This is a genomic window from Pedobacter sp. MR2016-24 (genome assembly GCF_026239655.1).
Classification (GTDB): Bacteria; Bacteroidota; Bacteroidia; order Sphingobacteriales; family Sphingobacteriaceae; genus Pedobacter.
Genome location: NZ_JAPIVO010000001.1, coordinates 248,062 through 271,725, shown reverse-complemented (window position 1 = coordinate 271,725; position 23,664 = coordinate 248,062). Strand labels below are relative to the sequence as shown.

At 39.3% G+C, this 23,664-nt stretch carries 21 protein-coding genes and 1 riboswitch; of the genes, 15 read left to right on the top strand and 6 right to left on the bottom strand.

Annotated features, from left to right (window positions below):
• Window positions 1-52: 52 nt before the first annotated feature.
• A complete protein-coding gene (locus tag OQX62_RS01235) occupies window positions 53-877 on the top strand; it encodes a glycogen/starch synthase (RefSeq protein ID WP_265829472.1) in 825 nt (274 codons plus the stop codon).
• A 22-nt stretch (window positions 878-899) separates the two neighbouring features.
• Window positions 900-2,360: a DUF4270 family protein gene (locus OQX62_RS01230; RefSeq protein WP_265829471.1), complete on the top strand. Its 1,461-nt coding sequence runs from the start codon at window positions 900-902 to the stop codon at window positions 2,358-2,360.
• A gap of 82 nt (window positions 2,361-2,442) precedes the next feature.
• Here the strand turns inward: OQX62_RS01230 and OQX62_RS01225 are convergent, their stop codons facing one another.
• Together OQX62_RS01225 and mutY are read right to left on the bottom strand one after the other, a co-directional pair.
• Window positions 2,443-2,868 (bottom strand): single-stranded DNA-binding protein, encoded by a 426-nt coding sequence (locus OQX62_RS01225; protein WP_265829470.1) that lies wholly within the window; start codon window positions 2,866-2,868, stop codon window positions 2,443-2,445.
• A 14-nt stretch (window positions 2,869-2,882) separates the two neighbouring features.
• A complete protein-coding gene (gene mutY / locus OQX62_RS01220; RefSeq protein ID WP_265829469.1) occupies window positions 2,883-3,932 on the bottom strand; it encodes an A/G-specific adenine glycosylase in 1,050 nt (349 codons plus the stop codon).
• A gap of 214 nt (window positions 3,933-4,146) precedes the next feature.
• Between mutY and OQX62_RS01215 the strand changes: the two genes are divergently transcribed.
• From OQX62_RS01215 to OQX62_RS01185, 6 genes are all read left to right on the top strand, one after another.
• Window positions 4,147-4,449 (top strand): HU family DNA-binding protein, encoded by a 303-nt coding sequence (locus OQX62_RS01215; RefSeq protein WP_041883022.1) that lies wholly within the window; start codon window positions 4,147-4,149, stop codon window positions 4,447-4,449.
• A 7-nt stretch (window positions 4,450-4,456) separates the two neighbouring features.
• Window positions 4,457-5,320: a tetratricopeptide repeat protein gene (locus OQX62_RS01210; RefSeq protein ID WP_265829468.1), complete on the top strand. Its 864-nt coding sequence runs from the start codon at window positions 4,457-4,459 to the stop codon at window positions 5,318-5,320.
• A gap of 258 nt (window positions 5,321-5,578) precedes the next feature.
• Window positions 5,579-7,129: an Rne/Rng family ribonuclease gene (locus OQX62_RS01200; RefSeq protein ID WP_265829467.1), complete on the top strand. Its 1,551-nt coding sequence runs from the start codon at window positions 5,579-5,581 to the stop codon at window positions 7,127-7,129.
• Between the two features lie 99 nt (window positions 7,130-7,228).
• Window positions 7,229-8,605 (top strand): DNA repair protein RadA, encoded by a 1,377-nt coding sequence (gene radA, locus OQX62_RS01195; protein ID WP_265829466.1) that lies wholly within the window; start codon window positions 7,229-7,231, stop codon window positions 8,603-8,605.
• A 95-nt stretch (window positions 8,606-8,700) separates the two neighbouring features.
• The gene (locus OQX62_RS01190; RefSeq protein ID WP_265829465.1) at window positions 8,701-9,258 is read left to right on the top strand and encodes a LemA family protein; all 558 of its coding nucleotides are present in this window, start codon (window positions 8,701-8,703) and stop codon (window positions 9,256-9,258) included.
• The gene (locus OQX62_RS01185; protein ID WP_265829464.1) at window positions 9,258-10,223 is read left to right on the top strand and encodes a DUF3137 domain-containing protein; all 966 of its coding nucleotides are present in this window, start codon (window positions 9,258-9,260) and stop codon (window positions 10,221-10,223) included. Before OQX62_RS01190 ends, OQX62_RS01185 begins: the two co-directional genes overlap by 1 nt.
• A gap of 125 nt (window positions 10,224-10,348) precedes the next feature.
• On the opposite strand, the gene carB is transcribed toward OQX62_RS01185, so the two are convergent.
• On the bottom strand, window positions 10,349-13,165 hold the full coding sequence (gene carB / locus OQX62_RS01180; protein ID WP_265829463.1) for a carbamoyl-phosphate synthase large subunit: 2,817 nt from the start codon (window positions 13,163-13,165) through the stop codon (window positions 10,349-10,351).
• A 296-nt stretch (window positions 13,166-13,461) separates the two neighbouring features.
• On the opposite strand from carB, the gene OQX62_RS01175 reads away from it, so the two are divergent.
• The 7 genes from OQX62_RS01175 to OQX62_RS01145 all read left to right on the top strand — a co-directional run bounded on the left by OQX62_RS01175 (window position 13,462) and on the right by OQX62_RS01145 (window position 20,477).
• A complete protein-coding gene (locus tag OQX62_RS01175) occupies window positions 13,462-13,986 on the top strand; it encodes a hypothetical protein (RefSeq protein WP_265829461.1) in 525 nt (174 codons plus the stop codon).
• A 108-nt stretch (window positions 13,987-14,094) separates the two neighbouring features.
• Window positions 14,095-14,718 carry a nicotinamide riboside transporter PnuC gene (gene pnuC / locus OQX62_RS01170; protein ID WP_265829460.1) on the top strand — a complete coding sequence of 208 codons (624 nt, stop codon included), beginning with the start codon at window positions 14,095-14,097 and terminating at the stop codon, window positions 14,716-14,718.
• Complete coding sequence (locus OQX62_RS01165) at window positions 14,711-15,235, top strand: ATP-binding protein (protein WP_265829459.1); 525 nt, start codon at window positions 14,711-14,713, stop codon at window positions 15,233-15,235. Before pnuC ends, OQX62_RS01165 begins: the two co-directional genes overlap by 8 nt.
• A gap of 47 nt (window positions 15,236-15,282) precedes the next feature.
• A riboswitch (TPP riboswitch) is annotated at window positions 15,283-15,430 on the top strand.
• A gap of 55 nt (window positions 15,431-15,485) precedes the next feature.
• Window positions 15,486-17,936, top strand: coding sequence for a TonB-dependent receptor (locus tag OQX62_RS01160; protein ID WP_322973663.1), 2,451 nt, complete (start codon window positions 15,486-15,488; stop codon window positions 17,934-17,936).
• 107 nt (window positions 17,937-18,043) lie between these two features.
• Entirely contained in the window at window positions 18,044-18,676 is a 633-nt protein-coding gene (locus OQX62_RS01155; RefSeq protein ID WP_265829458.1) for a thiamine phosphate synthase, read from the top strand.
• Between the two features lie 44 nt (window positions 18,677-18,720).
• Window positions 18,721-19,146: a hypothetical protein gene (locus OQX62_RS01150; RefSeq protein WP_265829456.1), complete on the top strand. Its 426-nt coding sequence runs from the start codon at window positions 18,721-18,723 to the stop codon at window positions 19,144-19,146.
• 56 nt (window positions 19,147-19,202) lie between these two features.
• Complete coding sequence (locus OQX62_RS01145; RefSeq protein ID WP_265829455.1) at window positions 19,203-20,477, top strand: MFS transporter; 1,275 nt, start codon at window positions 19,203-19,205, stop codon at window positions 20,475-20,477.
• Between the two features lie 29 nt (window positions 20,478-20,506).
• Here the strand turns inward: OQX62_RS01145 and OQX62_RS01140 are convergent, their stop codons facing one another.
• From OQX62_RS01140 to pyrH, 3 genes are all read right to left on the bottom strand, one after another.
• Window positions 20,507-22,246 carry an ABC transporter ATP-binding protein gene (locus OQX62_RS01140; protein ID WP_265829454.1) on the bottom strand — a complete coding sequence of 580 codons (1,740 nt, stop codon included), beginning with the start codon at window positions 22,244-22,246 and terminating at the stop codon, window positions 20,507-20,509.
• A gap of 87 nt (window positions 22,247-22,333) precedes the next feature.
• Window positions 22,334-22,897: a ribosome recycling factor gene (frr, locus tag OQX62_RS01135; RefSeq protein WP_265829452.1), complete on the bottom strand. Its 564-nt coding sequence runs from the start codon at window positions 22,895-22,897 to the stop codon at window positions 22,334-22,336.
• A 37-nt stretch (window positions 22,898-22,934) separates the two neighbouring features.
• Entirely contained in the window at window positions 22,935-23,642 is a 708-nt protein-coding gene (pyrH, locus tag OQX62_RS01130) for a UMP kinase (protein ID WP_265829451.1), read from the bottom strand.
• Between the last annotated feature and the right edge of the window lie 22 nt (window positions 23,643-23,664).

Here is a 23,664-nt window from a genome sequence, read left to right as displayed (position 1 = left end):
TGCCCCTTGATTATCTTTTCTTTAACATAAATATTTATTCACGAATATGGAGATGGCAAAAACAAAGCTACTGATTGTTACACACGAGATGTCGCCTTTCCTCGAACTCACTAAGATTTCTGAGATTACCCGTCAATTACCTCAGGCTATGCAGGAAAAAGGATTTGAAATCCGCATTCTGATGCCAAGGTTTGGTAATATCAACGAAAGAAGGAACCGATTACATGAAGTGATTCGACTGTCTGGAATGAACATCATGATTGATGACAATGATAACCCTCTGATTATCAAAGTTGCGTCTATTCCAGCAGCACGTATGCAGGTTTACTTCCTGGATAATGAAGATTACTTCCAGCGTAAGCATGTATTCAAAGACAAAGAGAATAAGTTTTATGCGGACAATGACGAAAGAACAATTTTCTTTTGCAAAGGTGCATTGGAAACTGTTAAAAAATTAGGATGGGCGCCTGATATCGTTCATTGCCATGGATGGATGACTTCCCTGGTTCCTGCTTATATCAAAACTTCTTACAAGAACGATCCTACGTTTAAAAATTCAAAAGTTGTTTATTCTGTTTATGAAAACTGCTTCACTGAAACTTTGAATGCAGATATGCATAAAAAAGCAGTAATGAATAATATGACTGCAGATGACACCAAAATGTTTGAAAATCCGGATAGTAACACTTTGCACATGGGAGCGATAACTTACTCTGATGCAGTGGTATTAGCTGACGAAAAGATAGACGCTAATGTGTTAAAATTTGTTAAAGATTCCAATAAGCCAACTTTAGCTTTTAATTTAACCGAAGATTTCGAGAACTTCTATAATTTATATGAAGAGATTTCGAATGACGAATTGGTTTCAATTGCTTAAAACAGGTATTATTAAATTAAATATGAAATTTCCAAAACTAGACTTATTGACCCTGTTAATAAGTCTTTTTCTTTTCTCGTCTTGTAAAGACGCAAGCACAATAGGTTTAGACCTTGATGACAATAATAAAGTAACAGGCACTTTGCTGGATGATATTGCAGTGACCTCAAGGACTGTGAAAGATATCCCCTCAGCAACTTATTCTGCAGGATCAGGTTTATCAAAATATCCACTTGGAGATATGAATGATGCTGTTTTCGGTTCAACAACCGCCAGCCTGGCGATGTCAGTAAATCTGCCTTCTTCTACGTATTATAGTTTTGGTACACTTAGAGGAGAAATAGATTCTGCTGTATTAGTTCTTCCTTTTGCAACGAGTACCTTACAGAGTCAGAGATTTTATGGTGATACCACGGAAGTATTTACAGTAAATGTAAGTCAGCTATCTGCAAATTTATCCACCAGAACTTCATGGATGAGTGACGCGGTTTATGCGGCTCAGCCTGCTGTACTGGGTACCTTTACCGGACGTGTAAAGCCAAACACAAAATTCAAAGTCACTTCAATTGTTTCAGGAGCAGCAGATACAGCAATTACGGTTGTACCACAATTGCGGATTAAATTAGACCCGGCAACAATAAGAACACAAATTGCCGCACTTGACTCTGCCTCAAGAAGCACAAATGTAAGATTTAATGATAAGTTTAAGGGTTTAAAAATTACTGCATCAAGATCTTCTGCTTCGGCAAAAGGTGGCATCATGTTTTTAGACCTGAGTACTGCAGGTTCAAACCTGGAAATCTATTATAAAAAACAAAATGCGACAACGTCTACTCTGACTGATACTGTGGTTGCCCAGTTCCCTATATTAACTACAACAAATCCTGTTGCAGCAACAGTTACGCATGTTTATACTACTGAAATCAATGACCAGATAGCGAATGCGGGTACACAACCTGCAACTACGTATTTACAGGGAATGAGTGGACTGAGAAACTTAATTACTTTCCCTGACCTGAAAAACTTAAACACAAGATTGGGATCGAAACTGCTGATCAGCAGAGCCGAACTGGTAGTAGATATCAATAATCCGGCAGATTCAGTTCCGTTTAAAATTCCGCTTCAATTAGCGCTGTACAGACAGGATATTGCACAACAAAGGGTAAATGTGCCAGATAACAACCCATATTCAAATACCAATCAAACTGGAGATATTCGCACAGCGACATCCGGAGTTGCATTTGGCGGTAATTATGATGCAACCAAAACCAGTTATACTTTTACTGTAACAAACTACGTACAGGATATCATAGACGGTAAAATCGAGGATTACGGAACATATCTTGCCGTAAGCCCATTGCTTTCCTCAACGCTGAATTTATTCCCTTATCCTACTACTGCAGGAAAAGCAATCATCGGATCGTTTAATAATACTGCTAACAGAAAAATAAGGCTTAACATTTATTACGTTAAAGCTCAATAACGATTATACTGGATATTTCATATAACAAAACAGGCTGCCCTTAAACGGACAGCCTGTTTTGTTATATATTTATTTATCCCAATTAAAAGGGCAGATCGCCTGATACTCCCGGTGAGTCCAGATAATCATTCTCACTTTTAGGCGTGGTATTACTCCCGACAGGCGTATTTTCGAAGTCACTTCTTCTTCCCAGGATAGTGAAGTTTTCAGCAACAACTTCTGTTACATATTTCTTGATTTTCTCCCGGTCTTCAAATGACCGCGTTCGTAATTTTCCTTCGATATAAACAAGTTTTCCCTTTTGCAAATACTTGGACGCAACTTCAGCAAGTCCTCTCCACAGGACAATGTTATGCCACTCTGTCTGCTCGATTCTCTTGCCGTCTTTATTGTAGGTTTCTGAGGTAGCCAATGGAAAACTGGCAACGGTAACACCACCATCTAAGTGGCGAACTTCAGGATCTTTGCCTAAATGTCCTACTAAAATTACTTTGTTAATACCTGACATGAATTTGGAGTTTACTATTCGTTAAAATAGAGGTTAATAAATTTGGTTAGCACTTTTGGTTGTGGCAGTTGATCAAAATCGGCCCATGATACCCATTTTGCTTCTGCGCTGATATTAAAGTTAATGATATAATTATCTAAAGCAAAAAACTGAACATATATAATTTGGTGAGTCAGCAGGTGCTTCATCTGCATTATCGGTTGAGCATTAACATTGGCACCAAAATTTTGTTTAATTAATTTAAAAAAATCTTCATCATTCAGGCTTGCCTCTGCTGGCGTTTCTATTCGTGGGAGGTCATATAAGTTTTGCCATATATCACTATCAGTACGCTGATTAACCAAAATACGATCGTCATCTTTACACAAAAAGTAATTGATATAACGGGTTTTGACTTTTAATTTCTTCAGCTTAACGGGAAGAACAGGAATAAGGTTATTATTTTTTGCGTAACAGGACAACTGTAGTGGGCAAACAGCACAATCCGGAGATTTAGGCTTGCATTGTAATGCGCCAAATTCCATGATAGCCTGATTATAGGTAGCCGGATCTTCCTGAGAAAGCATAGACCTGGCAAGGTCAGTAAACTGCTTTTTCCCTTCAGTACTATTAATTGGTGTGTTTATCCCAAAATATCTTGCCAGTACCCGGAAAACATTACCATCCAGTACGGCTTGCGGCTCGCCTGATGAAAAAGAAGAAATTGCTGCAGCTGTATATTCCCCGATCCCCTTTAACTTGATGAGTTCGCTATATTTAACAGGGAAAACGTTATTATACAGAGACGCAATCTGCTGCGCGGTAAACAACATATTTCTGCCGCGCGAATAATAACCCAGTCCCTGCCATAATTTTAATATCTGTGTTTCTGTTGCTGCAGCAAAATCAGCAACTGTAGGGTAGGCTTCAAGGAAACGGTTAAAGTACGGCAGCCCCTGCTCTACTCTGGTCTGCTGCAATATAATTTCTGACAACCATATAACATAGGCATCCTGCGTATCTCTCCATGGGAGCGTTCTTTTGTGGCTTGAATACCATTTTATAATTTCTTTCTGAAATGACATAACCTCAAAAATACATTCTTATCAGCTAAAGAGCCATATTTATTTACCCTTTTAAATGCCTGCATATTTACTGCGATTGGAAAACTTGCATTTGCCTGATAGATTTTACGACAAATAATTGATCTTTTATTTTCCTATCTCATTAAAAAGCAATACTTTTGCAACCCCAAATCACTTATAATATTAAACACACAATAAATTAATAATAGAAAATATGACTAAGGCAGATATTATTTCAGAGATATCAACGAAAACAGGAATTGAGAAAGTAGATGTACAAGAAACCGTTGAGGCGTTTTTCAAGGTTATCAAGAGCAGTATGATTGGTGGCGAGAATGTATATGTTAGAGGTTTTGGAAGTTTTGTTGTAAAGAAAAGAGCGCAAAAAACTGCTAGAAATATTTCTAAAAACACCGCGATTATCATCCCTGAGCATTTTGTACCAAGTTTCAAACCGGCAAAAGTTTTTGTTGACAAAGTAAAGAACAACTCTAAAAAACTAAGCGTAGAAGCTTAATCTGCACATGATGAACCCCACCCGATCTAAACAAATACTAATTACAGGAGCAATAGTTTTGCTTGCTGGCTTTTTATTTACAAGAGAGATTAAGGGTTTAGTGAAGCCGAAGGCGGAAACAGCAGGTGTTCCTGCAGGTGGCCAGCTGACGTCAGCAAGCAGTACAATTAACTTAACAGAGGTTTCTACAGCGGCAAAGAATTCAATTAATGCAAATATAGCGGCCGAAATCACTACATTGGAAAATGCATATAAAAGTGCGTCTGAAGATGAAAAGGTAAACGCAGCGAAAGTGCTTGCAGAGAAATGGGACGATGTTGAGCAATCGGTACCAAGCGCTTTATATCTTGAAATTATAGCAGAGAAACAGCGGACTTTTGCGAGCTGGTTAGCTGCTGGTGGTAAATTTATGAAAGCTTTCGATACTACGCAGGACAGCGTGATCTCTCCTGTACTGTTACAGAAAGCAAACGCGGCGTATACGAATGCTGTTGCGTTAGACTCGACTAATCTTGAGGCTAAAACAGGTTTGGGAATCACCATTGTTAATGGTATGGGCGCACCGATGTCTGGTATAGCCATGTTGCTCGAAGTAGTTAAAAAGGATCCTAAGAACTTAAGAGCAAATATGAGTCTTGGAACCTTCGCGATTAAATCCGGGCAGTTTGATAAAGCAATAACCAGGTTTAAAGATATCATAGCAACAAAGCCAACACCAGATGCTTATTTCTATCTGGCTACAGCATATGAGAACCTGGGCAAAAACGAGGAAGCAGTTGATGCCTACCTCAATAGTAAAAAGTTAGCAGCGAATCCAACCTTATCTGCTTTCATTGATAAGAAGGTTTCAGAGCTGAAAAACAAAAAATAATAAACAGATTTATAAAAATATTTAAACCTTTAAAATTATGCCAAGCGGTAAAAAAAGAAAGAGACATAAAATGGCTACCCACAAACGTAAAAAACGTTTAAGAAAAAACAGACATAAGAAAAAATAGGATTTATTCTTATTGATTAACAACTGATAGATACTGAGTGAATGCTTAGTATCTATTAGTCGTTGATCTGTTTTTTATTTTATTCAGTCCATGTGTTTAATAAGGAATTTATTCCTTGAAATGTATAGCTTTTGGTAAAGGAATTAATTATCGATTCAGCTCCTACGGGAGTAACCATAGCTTTGATTGAAGATAAACAACTTGTAGAACTTCATAAGGAACACATTAACACCAATTACGCAGTTGGCGATATTTATTTAGGCCGCATAAAGAAAATTATGCCGGGACTAAATGCTGCGTTTGTTGATGTAGGTTATGAGAAAGATGCTTTTTTGCATTATTTCGATCTTGGTCCGCAAGTTCAATCTTTATTAAAGCTTACAAAAATTAAGCGGAATGGCACTGTTAGTGGAACATTATTAGATAATTTAAAGCTTGAAGCCGATATTAATAAGGCTGGCAAAATATCTGAGGTTGTTGCCAAAAACATGCTTATACCTGTTCAAATAGCCAAAGAGCCTATTTCAACTAAAGGTCCGCGTTTAAGCTCTGATCTTTCTATTGCAGGACGATATATTGTATTAGTCCCGTTTTCTAATGTAATTTCAATCTCTAAAAAAATTAAAAGCAATACCGAACGTAATCGTTTAAAAAAGATTATTGAAAGTATAAAGCCCAAAAATTTTGGTGTCATTATCAGAACTGTTTCTGAGGGCAAAGGTGTTGAAGAATTGCAGAAAGATTTGCTGGACTCTGTTTCCAAGTGGGAAAACTTTATTAAAAAGTTACCTGAGGCAGAACCATCAAAACGTGTTTGGGGAGAAATGGACCGTACATCAACTTTGATACGTGATATTTTAAGTACCGATTTTACGAATGTATATGTAAACGATATTAATCTTTTTGAGGATATCCGTTCTTATGTGCATGAGATTTCTCCGGAAATGGAAAAAATCGTAAAACAGTACAAACACAAAGAGCCAATCTTCGAACATTTCGGTATTGAAAAACAAATCAAAAACGGTTTTGGTAAGACAGTAAATCTTGCCGGAGGCGCTTATCTTGTTGTTGAACATACAGAAGCCCTGCACGTAGTAGATGTTAACAGTGGTAACAGAACTGCAAGCAAAGAGAATCAGGAAGAAAATGCACTACAGGTAAATAAGGAGGCTGCAAAAGAAATTGCACGCCAGCTTAGACTACGTGATATGGGAGGTATTGTAGTGATCGATTTTATCGATATGCACAAACCTGTTAACCGTAAAATGCTGTTTGATTACCTGAGAGAGCTCATGCAGCTTGATCGTGCTAAACATACGATCCTGCCGCCAAGTAAATTCGGACTGGTCCAGATTACCCGCCAGCGGGTGCGTCCTGAAATGAACATCGTTACAAACGAAGTTTGCCCGATGTGCCACGGTACCGGAGAAATTAAGGCCAGTATTGTTTTAATGGATGACATTGAAAACAACCTGACTTATATTTTACAGGAGCAAAACGAGAAGAACATCACACTTTGTGTACATCCGTTTATTGAAGCATTCATTAAAAAAGGTATTTATTCCCTGCAATGGAAGTGGTTCTTTAAATTCGGACAAAAAATTAAAGTTAAGTCGGTTCCGTCTTACTTATTAACGGAGTTCCATTTTATCTCTTCCAAAGACGAAGAAATCAAATTGTAACACCTGGTAAAACATCATGGAAAAGCCTGACTGCTCAAAAAGTAGTCAGGCTTTTCTATTTAGAAATGATTAAATTCGACATCTAAATATACAATCAAATTGGCTAAAACTAAATCAGCATATTTCTGCCAGAGTTGCGGATACGAGACCGCAAAATGGCTCGGTAAGTGTCCTTCCTGCAACTCATGGAATACTTTTGTAGAAGAGATCATAGAGAAACCGGCATCAAATATTCCTGCATGGCAGCCTTCAGGATCATCTAAAAAATTAAACAAGCCTAATAAAGTTGCCAATATAGCATCTTCTACTGAACACAAAATTTCCACCAGTGACCTGGAACTTGATCGTGTACTCGGTGGCGGATTGGTCGCCGGTTCTGTCATATTGATCGGCGGAGAGCCCGGGATAGGGAAATCTACGCTGATGCTGCAACTGGCGCTCAACATCCCAGGCAAAAAAGTATTGTATATCTCCGGAGAGGAAAGTGAGCAGCAGATCAAGATGCGCGCAGAACGGATTACAGAGAATCCTGCGGCAGATTGTTACATCCTTACAGAAACTTCAACTCAGCATATTTTTAAGCAGATAGAAGACCTGGAACCGGATATATTAGTGATAGACTCCATACAGACTTTACATTCCTCGCATATTGAATCTACGCCGGGCAGTGTTTCACAGGTGAGGGAATGCACGGCAGAACTGATTCGCTTTGCAAAAGAAACGGGTACGCCGGTTTTCCTAATCGGTCATATTACCAAAGACGGTGCTATTGCAGGACCCAAGATTTTAGAACATATGGTTGATACGGTTTTGCAATTTGAGGGCGACAGGCACCATATCTACAGAATACTCCGCTCCATAAAAAACAGGTTTGGTGCAGCGGCAGAACTGGGAATCTATGCCATGCATGGCGCCGGACTGAGACAAGTTTCCAATCCGTCTGAGATACTTTTGTCTCAACGTGACGAAGAATTGAGTGGAATTGCAATTTCGGCAACATTAGAGGGCGCCAGGCCAATGCTTATAGAAACACAGGCATTGGTGAGTACTGCTGCTTTTGGGACGCCCCAGCGGTCTGCTACGGGCTTTGATACCAGAAGAATGAATATGCTGCTTGCCGTGCTGGAGAAAAGATGCGGTTTCAGACTAGGGACAAGGGATGTTTTCTTAAATATCGCTGGTGGAATAAGAGTTGAAGATCCTGCAATTGATCTGGCGATAGTGGCCGCAATCATCTCTTCTCATGAGGATATTTCGATCTCATCAAAAATATGTTTTGCCGCAGAGGTAGGATTATCAGGCGAGATCAGGGCAGTAAACAGGATTGAGCAGCGCATTTCAGAGGCAGATAAACTAGGCTTTGAGAGGATTTTTGTATCAAAGTATAATTTAAAGGGACTCGATACAGGAAAGTTCAACATTGAGATTACTGGCGTCAGCAAAATTGAAGATGTATTCTCTTTATTGTTTGGATAAATATTGTTTCAGATGATATAGGTGGTTCAAGATTATTTTAATATGTTTATAACCAGATTGAAAAAATCTGAATAAATAACCTAAAACCTACCACCATGCTTATTGTTGCAATCATTATTATCCTGGCCCTTGTATTTGGCATCAGCTTCTACAATGGACTTATCAGAAAAAGAAATCAGGTAACCAATGCTTTCTCCGCTATTGATGTAATGCTCAAAAAGCGTTATGATCTCTTACCCAATCTGGTAGAAACAGTTAAGCAGTATACGAATTATGAAGAAGGGGTGCTGACTAAAATTACCAACCTGAGAAGTCAGGCTGCTGCTGGTCAGCTCAGTAATCAGGAGAAACTTGACCTGGACAAACAGATTGGGAAGGCGGTTAGTGGTATGATGATTTCTGTAGAAAATTACCCAGACCTGAAAGCAAACCAAAACTTTCTTAACCTGCAAAGCACATGGACAGAAAGTGAAGAGCAGATCGCCGCAGCGAGAAGGAATTATAACGCATCTGTTACGAATTATAATAACGCAATTATGATGTTCCCGGGAAGTATTTTTGCAGGAATGTTAAGTTATCAGCCTGTTGCTGTAATTGAAAATACAGTTGAAGAAAGACAAAATATCAGTGCAAAAGATCTATTTAACAGTTAATGCCGGTCGATTTCAGAAATGATCCTGCGGTACAGCTGATCATACAAACACTGGAGGCCGACAGAAAGGTAATTGCTGAAGCAAAACGCAAATCCTTCTTTATCATGGGCGGCGGCGCAATTGTGCTAATTGCTGGTGTGAGTTTAGGGCTGAGTTATTTCGCTGCCGTGCCTGGTGCAGCAATTATTATATATGGTTTGGTTCGATATTCAAAAACCACTACTGCTTTCAGCATTTATAAGGATGCCTTTAAAAAGAAAGTTGTGGGTGCTGCATTGCGGGACATAGACCAGAGTTTAATTATTGAACCACTACAGGGCATGACCGAATCGGAGTTTGATGATACACGGCTCTTTTCTACCAGTCCGGACAGGTACCATAGCGAAGATCAGGTTAGTGGTAAAGCAGATAAAACCCGTTTTTATTTTTCAGAAGTACATGCCGAATATAAAAGTGAATCTACTGACAGCAAAGGCCGCAAAACAACTACATGGCATGATATCTTTAAGGGAATTATCTTTGCTGCTGATTTCAATAAAAACTTTCATGGTGTCACTATCGTGCGGCCAAAGGATATAGGGAGCACGATAGGCTCCTGGTTTGCCAAAGCAGTCCCCGGATTATTCGGAGGCGATAGTCAGGTAGTTGAACTGGAAAACATAGAGTTCAGCAAAACATTTATCACTAATTCAACAGATCAGATTGAAGCCCGCTATATCTTAACACCAGCAATGATGGATAAACTTTGCGAGCTGAATAATAGATGCAGTTATACGGTTTCCCTATCCTTTATTGATTCACACTTATACATCGCTTTTCCGCTGGATGAGAATTACTTTGAGCCGCCTTTATATAAAAGCCTGCTGGATCCATCCTGTTTGGAAAGAGATATTTACATTATCCGTTTTATGTATGACATTGTGAAAGAGCTGGATCTGAACACCAGGATCTGGGGGAAAGCGTAATAGCTGTTGACATTCAGCATAAGTGGTTGCACACCTTAAAATTCTAATATTTTAAGGTAAACCTGTTTATAAATAAAGAATCCCGCAGCGCTGAAGCTTACGGGATTCTTTATTATAATAATGTACTATTTTGATAAGTACATTGACTTGTCTTTATACAATTTCAGGAAATAAGGATCTTCAAGGTCTTTAATGAACCGGATAGATTCTCCTGTAGATTTCATTTCCGGCCCCAGCTCTTTCGTCACTTCAGGGAATTTGTCATAAGAGAAAACAGGCTCTTTAATTGCATACCCAACTAATTTACGTTCGATATTGAAATCTTTCAGCTTATTTACTCCCAGCATCACTTTTGCTGCAATATTGATATAAGGAACATCATATGCTTTCGCAATGAAAGGAACTGTTCTGGAAGCTCTTGGATTTGCTTCAATTACATATACCTTTTCATCTTTCACCGCAAACTGAATGTTTAAAAGACCAATCACATTAAGTGCCCTGGCAATTTTCTTAGAGTAAGTCTCCATATCGTTCATTACTTTTTCAGAAAGACTGAAAGGAGGTAATACCGCGAATGAATCTCCGGAGTGGATACCGGCAGGCTCAATATGTTCCATTAAACCTACAATATGTACATCGTCACCGTCAGAGATAGAATCTGATTCAGTTTCTTCTGCCCTGTCAAGGAAATGGTCAATCAGCACCCTGTTACCCGGCAAATCACCAAGTAATTTCACTACTGCTTTTTCCAGATCTTCATCGTTGATAACGATACTCATTCCCTGTCCGCCCAATACATAACTAGGACGTACTAACACAGGATATCCTACCTCATTAGCTACAACAATTGCTTCTTCAGCATTTTCTGCAACACCATATCGGGGATAAGGAATTTCTAATTCTTTTAATAAATCTGAGAAACGACCGCGGTCTTCTGCGATATCCATATTATCAAAAGAAGTTCCTATGATTTTAATTCCGTTCTCATGCAGCTTTTCTGCCATTTTTAGCGCAGTCTGACCACCAAGTTGTACAATCACACCTACCGGATTTTCAAGCTCAATAATTTCACGCACATGCTCCCAGAACACAGGCTCAAAGTAGAGCTTGTCAGCCATGTTGAAATCCGTTGAAACAGTCTCCGGATTACAGTTGATCATAATGGCCTCAAAACCGGTTTCCTTTGCCGCCAGTAAACCATGTACACAAGAGTAATCAAACTCAATACCCTGACCAATACGGTTAGGACCTGATCCCAGTACTATAATTTTCTTTTTATCGGTTGGCAGTGATTCATTCTCTTCTTCAAAAGTAGAATAGTAGTACGGTGTTTTCGCAGAAAACTCAGCCGCACAGGTATCTACCATTTTATATACACGCTTGATCCCTAAAGATTTTCTGCGGTCGTAAACTTCATCCTCTGTTACATTACCCAATAAATAGGCAATCTGAATATCAGAGAAACCTTTTTGTTTCAGTGTAAAGAAGAAGTCCTTTGGTATATTATTTAATGAATAACGTTTTAATTCTGTTTCCAGATGTACCAGTTCCTGAATCTGTGACAGGAACCATTTATCAATTTTGGTAACTTTACGGATTGATTCTAAAGGAACGCCCATGCTCATTGCATCCTTAATCAGGAATAAACGATTCCAGCTGGCATGCTCTAAGCCGTACATGATATCTTCGATACTACGGTTATGTTTACCATCTGCACCTAATCCCGCGCGACCGATTTCAAGACTCTGACAAGCTTTTTGAAGTGCTTCGATAAACGTACGACCAATCGCCATTACTTCACCTACAGATTTCATTTGCAGACCAAGCTCCATATTGGCGCCTTTAAACTTGTCAAAGTTCCATCTTGGTATTTTGACAATTACATAGTCTAAAGTAGGCTCAAAGTAAGCAGAAGTCGTTTTTGTAATCTGATTCTCCAATTCATCAAGGTTGTATCCGATAGCCAGCTTGGAAGCTATCTTGGCAATAGGATAACCTGTTGCTTTACTGGCCAGTGCTGATGAGCGTGATACCCTTGGGTTAATTTCGATTGCAATAATGTCATCATTATCAGGATTAACTGAGAACTGTACATTACAGCCGCCAGCGAAGTTACCTATCGCACGCATCATTTTGATTGCCTGGTTACGCATATCCTGGTAACAACGATCAGATAAGGTCATAGCCGGAGCTACAGTGATTGAGTCTCCGGTATGGATTCCCATCGGATCAAAGTTTTCAATAGAGCAGATAATAATCACATTATCGTTACTATCCCTTAATAACTCCAGCTCGTATTCTTTCCAACCTAAAACTGCTTTTTCTACCAGTACTTCATGTGTTGGAGAAGCTTCGAGACCACGTTTCAGCGCGGCATCAAACTCTTCTTTTTTATGGACGAAGCCACCACCAGAACCACCTAATGTATAAGAAGGACGAATAACCAGCGGATAGCCGATTTGCTGTGCCGCTTCTTTACCTTCTAAAAAGGAATTAGCGATTTTTGAAGGCGCAACACCAACACCTATATCCACCATTAACTGGCGGAAAGATTCTCTGTTTTCTGTTTTTTCAATTGCAGCAACATCAACGCCGATAATTCTGACGCCATGTTTTTCCCAGATACCGCGTTCTTCAGCTTCAACACAAAGATTTAAGGCAGTTTGTCCACCCATGGTAGGTAATACCGCATCAATTTTTCGCTCTATCAGAATTTCTTCAATAGACGCGATAGTAAGCGGTCTGAGATAAACATGATCTGCAATTACCTTATCAGTCATAATTGTTGCAGGATTGGAGTTAATAATAGAAACTTCAATTCCTTCTTCTTTTAAGGATAATGCAGCTTGGGATCCTGAGTAATCAAACTCACAGGCTTGGCCAATGATAATAGGTCCGGATCCAATAATCAATACTGAACGTATGGAGGTGTCTTTAGGCATAAGGCTTTTAAAAAAGTCTAAAGTATTGTTAAGTAAAAAAATGTGGTCTTTTCAAACCTGATAGCTGGGCGAGATTTTCTGTGCTATGTTGAAGAATCCCGACTGTTCTGTCGGGATGCAAAGTTACATTTTTAGCCAATACAAATCAGATTTTTTTTAAAAGGATGTCAGGAAAGGAATTGAACCTGTTACAACATACTTTTCTTATCCCTCTGGATTAAATTTCAGGCATGTACATGGAATAGATTTTGTACGTTTAATACCTTATCAAGGTACATTTAAAAATAGCACACAAAATGAAAACACTAGTATTAACAGCTTTTGCAGCTGTCATTTTATTTACCGGATGCGGAACAGTGCAGTCGATTATCAAGTCAAGCTTCCCGTATACAGCAACGCTGGTTATTCCTGCATCATCAAAAGCGAACACAACGGTATCATCTACCAGTGCGGCAAGCAGCTTCGATGAAATCTTCGGTAATCAGAGTGGAAATGATTATATCCGCGACGTAAGGATTGCTTCTGCCAGATTGATTGCATCCAGTCCTAATGATAAAAGTATGGGAATCTTTAAATCTGTAAAAATGTTCATCTCCAATAGCGGAACAGGGGAAGTCATGGTAGCGTCAAGAAGTGATGTGGCAGAAAACATAGGATCTTCACTCGTACTAGATATTGACAATTCCCGTTTTGTAGATAAGTATATCAAAGGCAACAGCCTGCGGATACGAATGGAATATGTGTTGAGGAATGACCTGACAACAGACGTAAGTGTCAGAACTTCACTCAGCTTCAGCTCTTCGCCTAATAATCAAAAATAAAAAGTATCCCCGCAATTCATTGGAGCGGGATAATCTTCATAAATTTTTGTTTGGTTTATTATCCGGTACGGGACGTTCATCCCTGCCGGATTTTTTTACATTTGCCCTATGACATTAACGGTGGGTACAGCTATACTTCAGGCAGTAGATTATTTAATTCAATCCGGATGGCTGGAATGGGCCGGTGTATTTACAGGCATTTTATGTGTGTGGCTTGCGGCTAAAAATAACATCCTTAACTGGCCTATTGCAATTGTAAGCGTACTTATCTATACACTGATTTTCTTTGAAACCAGGTTATACTCTGATATGGGACTTCAGGTTTATTTCCTGCTGATGAATATATATGGCTGGTATTTCTGGAGCAAAAAGAAAAATGCCGGAGAGAAGCCCACACCTGTGATATCAATTACAAAACCGGAAATTATTCTTTCTGTTATTGCGGTTATCCTTTTAACCCTGATTCCGGGATTTCTGCTTCATCAGAACACAAAAGCGGCTTATCCTTATATTGATAGCTTCTGTACTGCCTGCAGCCTGGTTGCACAGGTTTTTCTGGCCAGAAAAGTATTGCAGAACTGGCTGATCTGGATCTTTGTCGATATCATTTATGTAGCCGTTTATTTATCAAAAGGTCTTTATCCTACGGCAATGATGTATACACTTTATATTTATATTGCATGGATGGGTTATCAGGAATGGAAAAAAACACTTACAGCAGCACATGATTAAAAAGATAGCAATCGTGGGACCAGAGAGCACAGGAAAATCTACCCTTACAAAACTTCTCGCTAAACATTATCATACACTTTGGGTTGCTGAATTTGCGCGGTATTATTGCGCGGCCCTCACTGCCCCCTGTACGATGCAGGATGAAATAAATATGTTCCATGGTCAGGTGGCCTTAGAAGAATCTGTGCTGGCCATGGCCGATAAGGATTTCATTTTATGCGATACTACTTTTTTAACGGTAAAGATCTGGAGTGATGAAATGCTTGGCGAAACACCACAATTGGTCTTAGATGCTTTGCAGGAAAGAACTTATGACCTGTATCTGCTGCTTGATATAGACCTGCCATGGCAGGAAGATCCTTTGCGCGACTTTCCCCATATGCGGGAACATTTCATGAATATCTGGTTAAAAGAACTGGCTGAGCTGAATGCAAACTATGTGCTGATCAATGGAATTGAAAACCGTTTAAGTAATGCCATTACAGCAATAGACACCTTTCTGGCTGCAGGGAAATAGGTTTGCACCGGTTTCATTGCTATTTCTGAATTATTTTATACATTTGCTGATATCAAAAGGGGTGCCTTGTTTTGTAAAAAACACAAAGACAGGCTGAGATCATACCCATTATCTGAAAGAAACGCTCATGCGTTTTTTATCAGATATGCACCTGATCCGGGTAATGCCGGCGGAGGGATCGGAGTTATGGAGTTTAATTGTGTTGTATTTACCCCTATTTACAACAGGTTTTACTAAAAAAGCAAATAAATTGAAAAAGTTACTGACCGCAATAATGGTCGTTCTGCTCTTGCCTTTATTATCTAAAGCGCAATACACGATTTCGGGATCTGTTTCCGAAAAAACAAACCAAACCTTTTTACCTGGTGCAAGCATTGTACTGAAAGGCGCCGGCTACGGTACAAAAAGTGGCGCCATGGGTAAGTATCAGCTTTCGAATATTAAAGCGGGTAAATATACCATCGCTGTAAGTTTCCTTGGTTTTGAAACTCAGCAGAAAATAATTGAGGTTAATGGCGACCAAAACGTGGATTTTAGCTTGATACAATCGGCATATCTTGCTGATGAGGTAATTGTAATGGCAACAAGAGCCACAGAGAAATCGGCTACTACTTATAAAAACGTTAGCAAGTCTGAAATTGAAGCAAACAACTTTGGTCAGGATCTTCCTTTTATTATCAATAATACTCCTGGTGTTGTAGTCACCTCAGATGCGGGCGCGGGCGTGGGATATACTGGTTTAAGAATCAGGGGAAGCGATGCAACAAGAGTAAATGTAACGGTGAATGGTATCCCCCTTAATGATGCAGAAAGTCAGGGTTCATTCTTTGTGAACATGCCGGATTTTGCCTCTTCTGTAGAGAATATCCAGATTCAGCGAGGCGTTGGAACCTCTACAAACGGAGCAGGTGCTTTTGGTGGTAGCTTAAATATCCAGACTTCTTCTCCGGCACTATCACCTTATGCAGAGCTGAACAATACTTACGGATCATTTAATACGCTAAAGAATACGGTTAAAATCGGAACAGGACTGATTGATAATAAATTTAGTTTCGACGGACGGCTATCAAGGATACAGTCGGACGGTTATGTAGACCGCGGCGCATCACTTTTAAAATCTTATTTCCTTTCCGGTGCTTATCATGGGAAAACCGACCTATTGCGAATCAATGTTTTCTCTGGTGCAGAGAGAACTTATCAGTCATGGAATGGTGTTCCGGAGTCGAGATTAAATGGTGATATAGCTGGAATGAATGCTTATGTTTCCCGCAACGGACTAAATGAACGTGATTCTATAAATTTATTAAACTCGGACAGCCGGAAATATAATTCTTATTTATACAAAGATCAGAATGACAATTACTGGCAAGATCATTATCAACTCCTTTATGCAAAGCAGCTCAGCGAGCAGTTTTCTTTCAACGGTGCCCTGCATTATACTTATGGTAGGGGGTATTATGAGGAATATAAAGACAATCAGGAATTTGCAAATTATGGTCTGCCGAATCCCGTAATTAATGGTGCGCCTGTCACAGAAACCGATCTGGTTAGAAGAAGATGGTTAAATAATAATTTTTACGGCGTTACCTATGCATTCAACTATCGTCCTCAGTCTAATTTAAATTTCACACTTGGAGGAGCATATAATCAATATCGCGGTAAACATTTCGGACAGATTACCTGGGCTGAAGTAGCGTCTGCACTGAATAATTCGGACCATTATTATGATGGCAGAGGTAATAAAAATGATTTCAATGTGTATGCGAAAGCGAATTATAGTCCGATAGAAAAACTAAGTCTTTTTGCTGATCTGCAGTACAGAAGGGTTAACTATGATATCACAGGTACTGATACTTATCAGCAGGTATTTGACATACATCAGGATTTTAATTTTTTCAATCCAAAGGTAGGTGCAACATATTTCGTTGACAAAACAAGTAATATTTACGCCTCTTTCAGTGTGGCAAATAAAGAGGGAAACCGTGATGACTATGTAAACACCAAGGCAGGTATATTGCCTAAATCTGAGCGTCTTTACGATGCAGAGGCCGGTTACAGAATTAAGGATAATAGATTCAGTGCCGGAGTAAACGTTTATGGAATGATTTATAAAGATCAGTTGGTAATTACTGGTGAACTGACAGATGTAGGCAGCAATATCCGTCAGAACGTTCCTGATAGTTACCGTGCCGGAATTGAGATTGACGGATCTTATACGATTAGTCAGCATTTCCTGATTAATGCAAACGCAGCATTGAGCAGAAATAAGATCAAAGAGTTTAATGAGCAGATTTATAATTATGATATCAATGATTATACGACTATCAATTACAAAAAAACTGATATCTCCTTCTCTCCTAATGCTGTAGTATTTGGAGAACTGGTATATAAACCTTTCATTGGTTTTGCTATTGCGCTGCAGAGTAAATATGTAGACAAGCAGTATATGGACAATACTCAAAACGAACAGAGAAAGTTAAAGGGATATTGGGTAAACAACGCCCGTTTAGGATATGACTTTAGCTTCAAGGGTGTGAAAAACATGAACATAGGTTTACTGGCAAATAATATCCTGAACAAAAAATATGAAAGTAATGGTTATACTTATGGTTCTATTTCCGACGGCGTACGCACTACTGATAACTTTTATTTCCCACAGGCAGGAACAAACCTCCTTCTGTCACTGAATGTTAAATTTTAGGATAATCAACTCCAAAAGAAAATCGCCGGCCATACACCCGGCGATTTTCTTTTAATAGCCTGTTTCCAATTATAACACCTTAACTTTACACAAAAAGAATTCATCCAATGAAGAAGTTTATTGAAACACTCCAGTTTATTACACACGACATAGATACATTAACGCATATAGAACAGACACAGATTGCTTGTGAGGCAGGAGCTAAATGGATTCAATACAGGTGCCTGACTAAAGATGATGAAGCACTGTTACAAGATATTAATGCCATAGCAGAGATTTGCGACGACTGGGGGGCAACACTAATCGTTACCAATCATATTCACCTGAATAGAAAGGCAGATATACAGGGCTTTCATATTGAAGATATGGATGCGGATTTTGTAGCACTGCGGGAACAATTAGGTGAAGATATTACTATTGGGGGCTCTTCGAATACAGTAGAGGGATTAATCAGACTTGCCGCTGAAGGTGCAGATTATGCAGGTTGCGGACCATTCAGTCTAACGACAACTAAACCTAATAATTCACCACTGTTAGGATTAGAAGGTTACAGAAAGATCGCTTCAATTTTGAAAGAAAAAGAGATTAATTTACCTTTCCTGGCTGTTGGAGGCGTAACTCTAGATGATGTAGATGCTTTGATGGAAACCGGCATTTTTGGAATTGCTGCTTCTTCTGCGATCAATAAAGCAGAGAATATGAAAGAAGCTTATCAGGATTTCTATAATAAGCTGAACTAATTCTAATTTGATAACGCACCGTTTATCACTCTAAAACCTAAAATATGACCATATACTTTATAAGTGGGTTAGGAGCTGATGAAAGCGTATTTCAATTTCTTGATTTACCTGGTATAAAAAAGGTTGTAGCCTTCACCAGAATTCATAAATTATTTCCTGTCAGGTTTCTGAAATGGAGCAACTTGATTACAGCAGATTATTATTTTGGCACTACTTCAGCGAAAGAATCGAAACTTCTGCATCAGATCATTCAAGACACAGATGATGTCTTTATGGTATGGGCTATTAACTGTAGAATGACATGGAAGAATGTTAATATAGCAGAAGATATAATACATATTCATGGAACATCAGATAAAATATTTTCCATCAGACCAATAAAGAGTTGTGTAAAAATCACTGATGGCGGGCATTTCATGATAGTCAATAAATCTGAGGAGATAAGTAAAATAATTATGAGCAGTATTTGATTTTACATTTCAAAAATGCAGGTTTATCGCTTACATTTGTTTAAAACCTTCCCCCATTGGATAGCCCCGGAATAATAGACAAACAAGATCCTTATGCAGCCCTTCGTTACAGGGAGTTCAGATCTTATCTTGGTATGCGTTTCTTTTTTACGTTTGCCTATCAGATGCAGGCCGTAATTATCGGCTTTCACATTTATCATTTAACTAAGGATCCACTCGCTTTGGGTCTGGTTGGGCTTTGTGAAGCAATCCCGGCAATAGGAATCGCATTATATGGCGGTTATGTGGCAGATAAATCTGAGAAAAGAGGCCTGTTGCTTAAAATCTTTATAGGGGTATTTCTTTGTTCAGTGGTAATGCTGATATCCACCTCCAGTCAGATGCATGCATACGTTCCTGTTAGTTATATCATACCTATTATGTATGTCATGGTATTCGGAATAGGTATTGCAAGAGGTTTTTTTAGTCCGGCCACCTTCTCTCTGATGGCTCAGATTATACCAAAAGAATTGTATCCGAACTCCAGTACCTGGAACAGTTCATCTTATATGGCCGCTTCTATTTTAGGTCCCGCTGCAGGCGGACTGATTTATGGCTTTTACGGGATCACTGTTACCTATAGTGTGATTTTACTTTTTATTTTTATCTCACTGGTTTGCATTTTCTTCTTCAAGCCACATCCTCCTACATATATCCCTAAAGAAAGCATTATAAAAAGTCTCACCGAAGGCGTACAGTTTGTATTTAAAAGTAAAATGATGCTGGGAGCAATGAGTTTGGATCTGTTCTCCGTATTTTTTGGAGGTGCAGTAGCCTTGTTGCCTGTATTTGCGAACGACATTTTAAAAGTGGGTTCGGAAGGCTTAGGCTTCATGCGTGCTGCGGCATCTGGTGGTGCCGTTTTAACTATGCTGGCCATGACAAGAATTTCTCCTATGAACAAACCCTGGAGAAATCTGCTGATTGCCGTGGCAGGTTTCGGAACCAGTATTATCTGTTATGGATTATCTAAAAATTTTTATCTCACCCTCGTATTTTTATTCCTGGAAGGTGCGTTTGACAGTGTAAGTGTATTGATCCGTTCTACCATCATGCAACTGCTTACTCCTGATACTATGAGAGGAAGAGTCTCCGCCGTAAACAGCATGTTTATCGGTTCCTCTAATGAGATAGGTGCATTCGAATCAGGATTAACCGCCAAACTGATGAGAACAGTTCCAGCGGTCGTATTTGGCGGCTGTATGACTATCCTTGTCGCCGGTATTACCTACACAAAAACCAAGAGTCTGCTCGGCTTAAGTTTACAGGAAATCAACGACAAGGACGTCTAGATATATTCTGATAAATAATGACAGAGATTTTATCTCTCTCCTACTTGCTGGCGCCACATGGCATAATACAATCCTTTTTCGGCAAGAAGATCTGCATGTTTGCCCTGTTCAATAATATGTCCCTTTTCAAGCACATAAATACGATCCGCATGTCGGATGGTTGACAAGCGGTGAGCAATCAATATGGTAATATGGTTGGTGAAATCAGAAACTTCCCTGATAGTAGCCGTGATCTCTTCTTCAGTAAGTGAATCCAGTGACGAAGTAGCCTCATCGAAGACAAGAATATCCGGCTTGCGTAATAACGAACGGGCAATTGATAAGCGCTGTTTTTCTCCGCCAGACACTTTTACACCGCCTTCACCAATTACGGTGTCCAGGCCTTTGTCTGCACGCGCCAGAAGAGACTGACATGCGGCCTGCTCCATCACGCGTAAACATTCTTCATCTGTTGCACCCGGACGAACAAATTGCAGGTTTTCCCTGATCGTACCCGAAAATAACTGCGTATCCTGCGTAACAAATCCGATTTTCTCCCTTAAAAGATCGAGGTCAATTTCCTTACTGGAGATATTATTGTACAATACTTCCCCGATAACCGGTTGATAAAGTCCCACTAAAAGTTTTACCAGCGTAGTTTTACCAGATCCAGAAGGGCCGACAAAGGCAATAGTTTCTCCATCCTTTACCTGGAAACTAATTTCATTTAATGCATTGGTCTTTCCGGTAAGATGCCTGAAGCTTAAATCAGAGAATTCGAGCGACTGAATTTTGTTGAGCACTTTAGGATTTGAAGGCTTTTTGTCAACCGGCGTATTTAATATTTTTTTAAAATTACCTAATGAGACCTCTGCCTCACGCCACGATAAAATTACATTACCGAGTTCCTGCAATGGCCCGAAAAGGAAGAAAGAGTAGAAGAGAAAAGAAAAGTACTGCCCTGCAGAAATTGTATTCTCAAAAATAAGGATCAGCAGCACTACGACCATGATACTACGTACCAGGTTAACCGTAGTTCCCTGAACAAAGCTCATACTTCTTACATACTTTACCTTTCTTAATTCCAGCCCAAGAATTTTGTAAGTGGTTTTATTTAAACGCTCAATTTCCTGACTAGCCAGTCCAAGACTTTTTACCAATTCTATGTTTCTTAAAGATTCTGTGGTCGACCCTGCCAGGGAAGTAGTCTCCGCAACAATCGTCCGCTGTATAGTCTTTATCTTTCTGCTTAAGAACCAGCTTACATAACTGATAATAGGGATGGCCAGAAAATAGATGAGGGTAACTTTGTAGCTCACTGTAACAGAATAAACAATTACAAATACCATCCCGATCAGACTGACAAACAATACACTGATAAAAGAGGTGATGAACTTTTCACTGTCCACTCTTACCTTTTGCAGGATACCCAGTGTCTCGCCGCTGCGCTGATCTTCAAAAACCTGATAAGGGAGTTCCAAAGAATGTTTTAGTCCGTCAGCATACATCTGTGCACCTACTTTCTGTATCACTACACTCGTAAAGTAATCCTGAAAGTTTTTGGCGATCCTGGATACCATCGCTGCGCCTACGCCCAGACCGATCAATCCCAGTACCCCCCATACGAATGCATCACGCGTCAGCACATCCTTTTTCTCAATAAAACGATCCACAATACGACCGGTGATATAGGGATCAAGTAAAGAAAAGCCAATGTTTATAGCTGCCAGCAATAAAGCTGCAGCAACAACCATTTTATAGTTTTTGAGATATTGTATTAATAGATTCATTTATAAAAAAATAGAGGGCAAAAATAAACAAAGGGAATATAGCAAAAGCCATATTCCCTTTTAATTACCGTAATATTATATTTAGAATTAAACGGTCATTACATCTTTTTCTTTTGCTTCAGCATGTTTATCCACCTTAACAATATATAGATCCGTCATTTTCTGAACTTCAGCCTCACCAGTCTTGATTTCATCGTCAGAAACGCTTTCGCCTTTCAGTTTTTTGATTTTCTCATTCGCGTCCTTACGGATATTACGAACAGTAATACGACCGCGTTCTGCTTCTTCCTTTACCTTTTTAACCAGGTCTTTTCTACGCTCTTCAGTCAGAGGTGGAACAACAAGACGAATCACAATACCATCATTCTGAGGATTGATACCGATATTGGCTTCCATAATGGCGCGCTCAATAGGAACCAGCATATTTTTTTCCCAAGGCTGAACAAGCAATGTACGTGCATCAGGGGTATTGATACTGGCAACCTGACTTAAACCAGTTGCACTACCGTAATAATCCACCATAATGCCATCCAGCATGCCAGCTGAAGCTTTACCGGCACGTATTTTAGTCAATTCAGACTCACAATGGGCAATTGCCTTATCCATTGTAGCCTGAGCATCTTGTAATTGTTTCTTTATGAGGTCATTCATAACTTATGCTATTTATCAGAAATATAATTGTATTAATTTAGACTTTAACAAGGGTACCGATCTCTTCACCCTGAGCGATTTTCATGAAATTTCCGGTCTTGTTCATATCAAAGACGATGATTGGCAACTCATTTTCTTCACATAGCGTGAAAGCGGTCATATCCATCACATTTAATCCTTTTGAATAAACTTCTTTGAAAGAGATTTCAGCGTAACGCGTAGCTGTAGGATCTTTCTCCGGATCTGCCGTATAAATACCATCTACACGTGTGCCTTTCAATACTACATCCGCTTTAATCTCAATTGCACGCAATGCTGCCGCAGAATCAGTAGTAAAGTATGGATTTCCTGTTCCGGCACCAAAGATAACCACACGACCTTTTTCAAGGTGACGTACAGCTCTTCTGCGGATAAAAGGTTCGCAGATCTGCTCCATTTTTATCGCGGTAAGCAGTCTTGTTTTAAGACCAACTTTTTCCAGTGCATCTTGTAGTGCCATACTGTTAATTACTGTAGCCAGCATTCCCATATAATCAGCCTGAGCACGATCCATACCAGATTTCTCTGCGCTTAAACCTCTGAAAATATTACCGCCACCAATAACAATAGCGATTTCGAGGCCCTGGGCATGAACAGCTTTAATATCTTCAGCGTATTGTTTTACACGGTCGTTATCAATACCATATTGCTTTTCGCCCATTAGCGATTCTCCGCTTAATTTGAGTAGGATCCTTTTATACTTCATGACTCCAAAAATAACTATTTGT

Coding starts and splice junctions, on each gene's coding strand:
- OQX62_RS01235 (WP_265829472.1), top strand. CDS start 53: ATGGCAAAAACAAAGCTACTGATTGTTACACACGAGATGTCGCCTTTC.
- OQX62_RS01230 (WP_265829471.1), top strand. CDS start 900: ATGAAATTTCCAAAACTAGACTTATTGACCCTGTTAATAAGTCTTTTT.
- OQX62_RS01225 (WP_265829470.1), bottom strand. CDS start 2,868: ATGTCAGGTATTAACAAAGTAATTTTAGTAGGACATTTAGGCAAAGAT.
- mutY (WP_265829469.1), bottom strand. CDS start 3,932: ATGTCATTTCAGAAAGAAATTATAAAATGGTATTCAAGCCACAAAAGA.
- OQX62_RS01215 (WP_041883022.1), top strand. CDS start 4,147: ATGACTAAGGCAGATATTATTTCAGAGATATCAACGAAAACAGGAATT.
- OQX62_RS01210 (WP_265829468.1), top strand. CDS start 4,457: ATGATGAACCCCACCCGATCTAAACAAATACTAATTACAGGAGCAATA.
- OQX62_RS01190 (WP_265829465.1), top strand. CDS start 8,701: ATGCTTATTGTTGCAATCATTATTATCCTGGCCCTTGTATTTGGCATC.
- OQX62_RS01185 (WP_265829464.1), top strand. CDS start 9,258: ATGCCGGTCGATTTCAGAAATGATCCTGCGGTACAGCTGATCATACAA.
- carB (WP_265829463.1), bottom strand. CDS start 13,165: ATGCCTAAAGACACCTCCATACGTTCAGTATTGATTATTGGATCCGGA.
- OQX62_RS01175 (WP_265829461.1), top strand. CDS start 13,462: ATGAAAACACTAGTATTAACAGCTTTTGCAGCTGTCATTTTATTTACC.
- pnuC (WP_265829460.1), top strand. CDS start 14,095: ATGACATTAACGGTGGGTACAGCTATACTTCAGGCAGTAGATTATTTA.
- OQX62_RS01165 (WP_265829459.1), top strand. CDS start 14,711: ATGATTAAAAAGATAGCAATCGTGGGACCAGAGAGCACAGGAAAATCT.
- OQX62_RS01155 (WP_265829458.1), top strand. CDS start 18,044: ATGAAGAAGTTTATTGAAACACTCCAGTTTATTACACACGACATAGAT.
- OQX62_RS01150 (WP_265829456.1), top strand. CDS start 18,721: ATGACCATATACTTTATAAGTGGGTTAGGAGCTGATGAAAGCGTATTT.
- OQX62_RS01140 (WP_265829454.1), bottom strand. CDS start 22,246: ATGAATCTATTAATACAATATCTCAAAAACTATAAAATGGTTGTTGCT.
- frr (WP_265829452.1), bottom strand. CDS start 22,897: ATGAATGACCTCATAAAGAAACAATTACAAGATGCTCAGGCTACAATG.
- pyrH (WP_265829451.1), bottom strand. CDS start 23,642: ATGAAGTATAAAAGGATCCTACTCAAATTAAGCGGAGAATCGCTAATG.